Source organism: Sinomonas gamaensis, assembly GCF_005876955.1.
In the GTDB taxonomy this organism is placed as follows: Bacteria; Actinomycetota; Actinomycetes; order Actinomycetales; family Micrococcaceae; genus Sinomonas; species Sinomonas gamaensis.
On sequence record NZ_SSCL01000001.1, the window covers coordinates 382,141 to 388,140 of the forward strand.

Below are 6,000 nucleotides of genomic sequence, written 5' to 3' on the forward strand. Positions count from 1 at the left end.
ACCGGTGAGCTTCCGGAAGAACAGCGTGCTCCGCCGACGAGGCGAGCCGCCCAGTAGAACCGGACGGGCAGGCCCGTCATAGCCCTCACGAGAGGCCCAAGCGGGCTGCCCACACGGCAGCCCGGGCGGGCAAGCGAGGTGGTACCGCGGTGCCGCCCGGCAGATCCGGGCGTTTGCCGTCCTCGCATTCCGAAGCCTCGACAGCCAAGGATCTTCCGTGAGCGTGTACCCCAAAGCGACCACCACGCCCGACCGCGCGAATGCGGCCGGCGCGCCGGCAACCAGCACAGTTCGGTTCCCCGAGCTCGAGGAGCGCATCCTCAAGTACTGGGATGAGGATGGCACCTTCCAAGCCTCGATCGACCAGCGCGATGCCGGCCACGACGGCTCCGGCGAATTCGTCTTCTACGATGGCCCGCCCTTCGCCAACGGCCTCCCGCACTACGGCCACCTCCTGACCGGCTACGCCAAGGATCTCGTCGCGCGCTACCAGACTCAGCGGGGCAAGCGCGTCGAGCGCCGCTTCGGGTGGGACACCCACGGCCTCCCCGCCGAGCTCGAGGCCATGAAGCAGCTCGGGATGAGCGACAAGGCCCACATCGACCGGATGGGCATCGACAAGTTCAACGACGCCTGCCGCGCCTCGGTGCTGAAGTACACCCACGAATGGGAGGCGTACGTCAAGCGCCAAGCCCGGTGGGTGGACTTCGAGAACGACTACAAGACGCTCAACGTCGAGTACATGGAGTCCGTGATCTGGGCGTTCAAGACGCTCTACGACAAGGGCCTCACCTACAGCGGCTACCGCGTGCTGCCGTACTGCTGGAAAGACGAGACCCCGCTCTCCAACCATGAGCTCCGCATGGACGACGACGTCTACAAGGACCGTCAGGACCAGACGGTCACCGTGACGTTCCCGCTGCTCGCAGGCGAATCCGAGGCGTCGAAGGCACTCGAGGGCGTCCTCGCGATCGCATGGACCACGACCCCCTGGACGCTGCCCACCAACGAGGCGCTCGCGGTCGGGCCCGAGGTGCGCTACGCCGTCGTGCCCGCCGGGCCCAGCGGGGTACCGACGATGAGCACAGCCTCCGACGTCCCGAGCGAAGCGCGCTTCCTGCTCGCCGAGGATCTCCTGCCGAGCTACGCCAAGGACCTGGGCTACGAGGATGGGGAAGTCCCTGCTGCAGAGGCGGCCGCTGCCGCCGTCGAGCGCACCTTCCTCGGCGCGGAGCTCGACGGCATCCGGTACCAACCGCTGTGGGACTACTTCACCGACTCCGAGACGTGGGGCACGGGCAAGGCGTGGCAGATCCTCGTCGCCGACTACGTGACGACGACGGACGGCACCGGCATAGTGCATCAGGCCCCCGCCTACGGCGAGGACGACCAGAAGGTGTGCGAGGCCGCGGGCATCCCCGTGATCCTTTCCGTGGACGACGGCGCCAAATTCCTTCCGCTTTTCGCCTCCGGAGCGCTCGCGGACATCGTGGGGCTCCAGGTGTTCGAGGCCAACAAGCCCATCACGCGTGTGCTGCGCGAGCAGGGGCGGCTCGTGAAGCAGGCCAGCTATGTGCACAGCTATCCGCACTGCTGGCGGTGCCGCAATCCGCTGATCTACCGGGCCGTCTCGAGCTGGTTCGTCGAGGTCACGAAGATCAAGGACCGCATGCTCGAGCTCAACGAGCAGATCAACTGGATCCCGGGCAACGTCAAGCACGGCCAGTTCGGCAAGTGGCTCGAGAATGCGCGCGACTGGTCGATCAGCCGCAACCGATACTGGGGCTCGCCGATCCCCGTGTGGGTCTCCGACAACCCGGAGTACCCGCGCACCGACGTGTACGGGTCGCTGGCCGAACTCGAGCGCGACTTCGGCCGGCTCCCGCTCAACCACGACGGGCAGCCGGACCTCCACCGGCCGTTCATCGACGAGCTCACCCGGCCCAACCCCGACGACCCCACAGGACAGTCCACGATGCGGCGCGTCCCGGACGTCCTCGACGTGTGGTTCGACTCCGGGTCGATGCCGTACGCCCAGGTGCACTATCCGATGGAGAACCAGAGCTGGTTCGAGACGCACAACCCGGGCGACTTCATCGTCGAATACATCGGGCAGACGCGCGGCTGGTTCTACACGCTGCACATCCTCGCGACGGCGCTATTCGACCGGCCGGCGTTCCGGAACGTCATCAGCCATGGCATCGTCCTCGGCTCGGACGGCCAGAAGATGTCCAAGAGCCTGCGGAACTATCCCGACGTCTCCGAAGTCCTCGACCGCGATGGGTCGGACGCCATGCGCTGGTTCCTCATGGCGAGCCCGATCCTGCGCGGCGGCAATCTCATCGTCACCGAGCAGGGCATCCGCGACGGTGTCCGCCAGGTGATCCTCCCGCTGTGGAATGTGTACAGCTTCTTCACGCTGTACGCGAATGCCTCCGAAGGCGGGCAGGGCTACGGGGCCAAGCTCCGCTGCGACGGCTACACCGACCCCCTCGACCGGTACCTCCTCGCCGAGACGGGCCGGCTCGTGGGCGGCATGCGCGGGCACCTGGACGCGTACGACATCTCGAACGCGTGCGAGCTGCTGCGCGAATACCTCGACATGCTCACCAACTGGTACGTCCGGCGCAGCCGTCAGCGCTTCTTCGACGAGGACACCGACGCGTTCGATGCCCTCTACACCGCGCTCGAGGCGGTCTGCCGCGCCGCCGCGCCGCTCCTCCCGCTCATCGCCGAGGAGATCTGGCGGGGCCTGACCGGTGGCCGCTCGGTGCACCTCACCGACTGGCCCGACAGCGGGCTGTTCGCCGACGAGCCTGCCCTCGTCGAGCAGATGGACCAGACTCAGGCGGTGTGCTCCGCGGGTTCGTCGCTGCGCAAGGCCGCGAAGCTGCGGGTGCGCCTGCCGCTGAAGGCGATGACCGTCGTCGTGCCCGGGGCCTCGGGTCTCGCCGGGACGGAGTCGGTGATCGCGGACGAACTCAACCTCAAGTCGGTGCGCCTCCTGGATACGGAAGACGCCTCGCCGGAGGAATTCGGCATCGAGCAGAAGCTCGTGGTGAATGCCCGAGCTGCCGGGCCGCGCCTCGGCAAGGGAGTTCAGCAGGCCATCAAGGGATCGAAGTCGGGCGACTGGTCGGTCGCAGACGACGGGACCGTTACGGCTGGCGGCATTGAGCTCGAGCCGCAGGAGTACTCGCTCGAGACTGTCGTGGACGCGGCGAAGGCCGGGGGGTCGAGCGCCGTTGCCATGCTGCCCGGGGGTGGCTTCGTGGTCCTCGACACCGAGGTCACACCCGAACTCGAAGCAGAGGGCCACGCCCGCGACCTCGTCCGCGTGATCCAGCAGGCGCGCAAGGACGCGGATCTGAACGTGAGCGACCGGATCCGGACCAGCGTGACGGCTCGCGAGGAGCTCATCGCTGCCGCCCGCGAGCACGCCGAGCTGCTCAAGGGCGAGACGCTGAGCGTCGAACTCGAGCTCCTTGTCGCGGACATCGACCCGGTGGCCGTGGTGGAGCGCGTTCCCAGCGATCTGGAGACTGCCGCAGGGGAGGGGGCGAGGTGAGCCAATCGACGAGCGCTCCTGCCACCGTGGAGGAGGTCTACGCGGAGCTGCTCAGCCGCGCGCCGGAGCACAAGATGGAGCCGCGTCTGGCCCCGTTGTTCCGGGCGATGGATGTGCTGGGCGAGCCGAACAAGGCCTTCCCGATCGTCCACATCACGGGCACCAATGGGAAGACCTCGACCGCCCGCATGATCGAGGCCGGCCTCCGTGCCCACGGGCTGCGGACCGGCCGATACACGAGCCCGCACCTCAGCCGGGTGACCGAGCGCATCAGCATCGACGGCTCACCGGTTCCGGATTCCACGTTCGTGCGGATCTGGAATGAGATCGCGCCGTACATCGGCATCGTCGACGCCGAGCTGACCGCCGTCGGGCAGCCGCGCCTTACGTATTTCGAATGCGTGACCATTCTCGGGTTCGCGATCTTCGCGGATGAGCCGGTGGACGTGGCGGTGATCGAGGTGGGCCTCGGAGGGATCACGGACGCAACGAACGTGGGCGACGGCGTCGTCTCCGTCGTCACCCCGATCTCGCTCGACCACACCGATCTCCTCGGAGACACCACCGGGGACATCGCCCGCGAGAAGGCAGGCATCATCAAGCCCGGCGGCTTCCTCGTGAGCGCCGCCCAGCCGTCCGACGCCGCGCAGGTCCTTCTCGAGAAGGCACGCGAGGTCGGCGCCGAGTTCCGCTTCGAGGGCGTCGAATTCGGCGTCGAAGCGCGGACGCTCGCCGTCGGCGGTCAGCTGGTGACGGTTCAGGGTCTCGCGGGCCGGTACGAGGACCTCACGGTGCCTCTCCACGGCGCACACCAGGCAGAGAACGCAGCTGTTGCGGTGGCGGCTCTTGAGGCCTTCCTCGGCGGAGGGGAGCGCGAACTGGACGCGGACGTGCTCCGCGAGGCGTTCGCGACGGTCACCTCCCCGGGCCGTCTCGAAGTCGTGCGGACCTCGCCGACCATCGTCGTCGACGCTGCGCACAACCCGGGCGGGATCCAGGTGAGCGCCCAGGCCCTCAAGGAGGCCTTCGACTTCAGCCGCCTCGTCATCGTGCTGGGCGTCCTGAGGGAGAAGGACGCCGAGGAGATCCTGCGCACCCTCCAGGAGGAGTTCCAGGACGAGTCGGTGGAATACGTCTTCACCCAGTCAGCGTCTGCCCGTGCCATTCCCGCCGACGAGCTCACGGAGCTCGCGCTCGACCTCGGCTTCGACGAGTCGGCGATCAGCACCGAGGAGAAGCTCGACGACGCGATCGCCCACGCTGTCGAGCGCGCCGACGAGGTGGGCGACTTCGCCGGGGCCGTGCTCGTCACGGGGTCGATCACGGTGGTGGGCGAGGCCCGCCTCCTGCTGGGAAAGGACGTGGCCTGATGGCGCGGCTCACGAAAGCGCAGCGCGAGTGGCGGCCCGGGATGCCGCGGCCCCGGCGCTCGGTCCGCGTCCAGTTTGCCTCGATCATGCTCCTCACCGAGGCATTCGTTGCGTTCTTTGCGACGCTCGTCGTCTTCGGCCTCCGAGGCCGCGATTTCGGCCCCGGGGCGATCCTCGGCGTAGGCCTGACCCTCGTAGCAGTGCTGGTCCTCGCCTGCGCGGTCGTGAAGCGGACGTGGGGACTCGTGCTCGGTTGGGTCCTGCAACTTGTGCTCATCGCGTTGGGCCTCGTGGAGCCCATGATGTACTTCGTGGGCGCGGTCATGGCGCTCTTCTGGTGGTTTGCCATCCGGACGGGTGCCCGGCTGGATCGCGAGAACCTGCAGCGGGACCGGGAGCAGGCCGAATGGGACCGAACCCACCCTGAAGCAGGAGGCACCGACCTCGGCGGGGCCGGGGGCGAGGCTCAGACTCAGTAGACTGAGGCTCGATCCCCACACGCCTACCTAGGAGCCACTGTGAGCGCAGAGCGCACCCTCGTCCTCGTCAAGCCCGACGGCGTCTCCCGCGGCCTCACCGGCGCGATCCTCGCGCGGGTGGAAGCCAAGGGCTACCGTCTTGCGGACCTCAAGCTGTTGACCGCGTCTCGGGAGCTCCTCGAACAGCACTACGCCGAGCACGAGGGGAAGCCGTTCTACGAGCCACTCCTTGAGTTCATGCTCAGCGGGCCCGTGGCGGCCGCCGTGTTCGAGGGGGAGCGCGTCATCGAGGGCTTCCGCTCCCTCGCCGGAGCGACCGACCCCACCACCGCGGCTCCGGGCACCATCCGCGGCGACTTCGGCCGGGACTGGGGCCTCAAGGTGCAGCAGAACCTCGTGCACGGTTCCGATTCGCCCGAGTCCGCGGAACGCGAGATCGGCATCTGGTTCGCCTGACTGTTTCGGGTACACCAACCAACGCCCATTTCGCGTTTCTGGTACAGGAACTCCACAGCTGAGCACGGCGGGGGGGGGCCACAAGATGGAGGGAGCCCCCCGCCCGCGGCCGTTGGGGGGGGGGATG

The 6,000-nt window shown here is 68.1% G+C and carries 4 protein-coding genes; all 4 read left to right on the top strand.

All coding sequences use genetic code 11. The annotated features are described in order from the left end of the window. The first annotated feature begins 217 nt into the window (after positions 1–217). Genes ileS through ndk form a run of 4 tightly spaced genes read left to right on the top strand, consistent with a single transcriptional unit; the run spans position 218 to position 5,873 of the window. Positions 218–3,568: an isoleucine--tRNA ligase gene (ileS, locus tag E5679_RS01785; RefSeq protein ID WP_138413365.1), complete on the top strand. Its 3,351-nt coding sequence runs from the start codon at positions 218–220 to the stop codon at positions 3,566–3,568. Continuing rightward, the gene (locus E5679_RS01790; RefSeq protein ID WP_249335879.1) at positions 3,565–4,938 is read left to right on the top strand and encodes a bifunctional folylpolyglutamate synthase/dihydrofolate synthase; all 1,374 of its coding nucleotides are present in this window, start codon (positions 3,565–3,567) and stop codon (positions 4,936–4,938) included. The genes ileS and E5679_RS01790 overlap by 4 nt, the downstream gene beginning before the upstream one ends. Then, the gene (locus E5679_RS01795; protein ID WP_138413366.1) at positions 4,938–5,417 is read left to right on the top strand and encodes a DUF4233 domain-containing protein; all 480 of its coding nucleotides are present in this window, start codon (positions 4,938–4,940) and stop codon (positions 5,415–5,417) included. The genes E5679_RS01790 and E5679_RS01795 overlap by 1 nt, the downstream gene beginning before the upstream one ends. A gap of 39 nt (positions 5,418–5,456) precedes the next feature. Next, complete coding sequence (ndk, locus tag E5679_RS01800) at positions 5,457–5,873, top strand: nucleoside-diphosphate kinase (protein WP_138413367.1); 417 nt, start codon at positions 5,457–5,459, stop codon at positions 5,871–5,873. The last annotated feature ends 127 nt before the right edge of the window (positions 5,874–6,000 follow it).

Bases quoted from the DNA above. Each gene is read 5' to 3' on its own strand.
- E5679_RS01795 (WP_138413366.1), top strand. From the start codon at position 4,938: ATGGCGCGGCTCACGAAAGCGCAGCGCGAGTGGCGGCCCGGGATGCCG.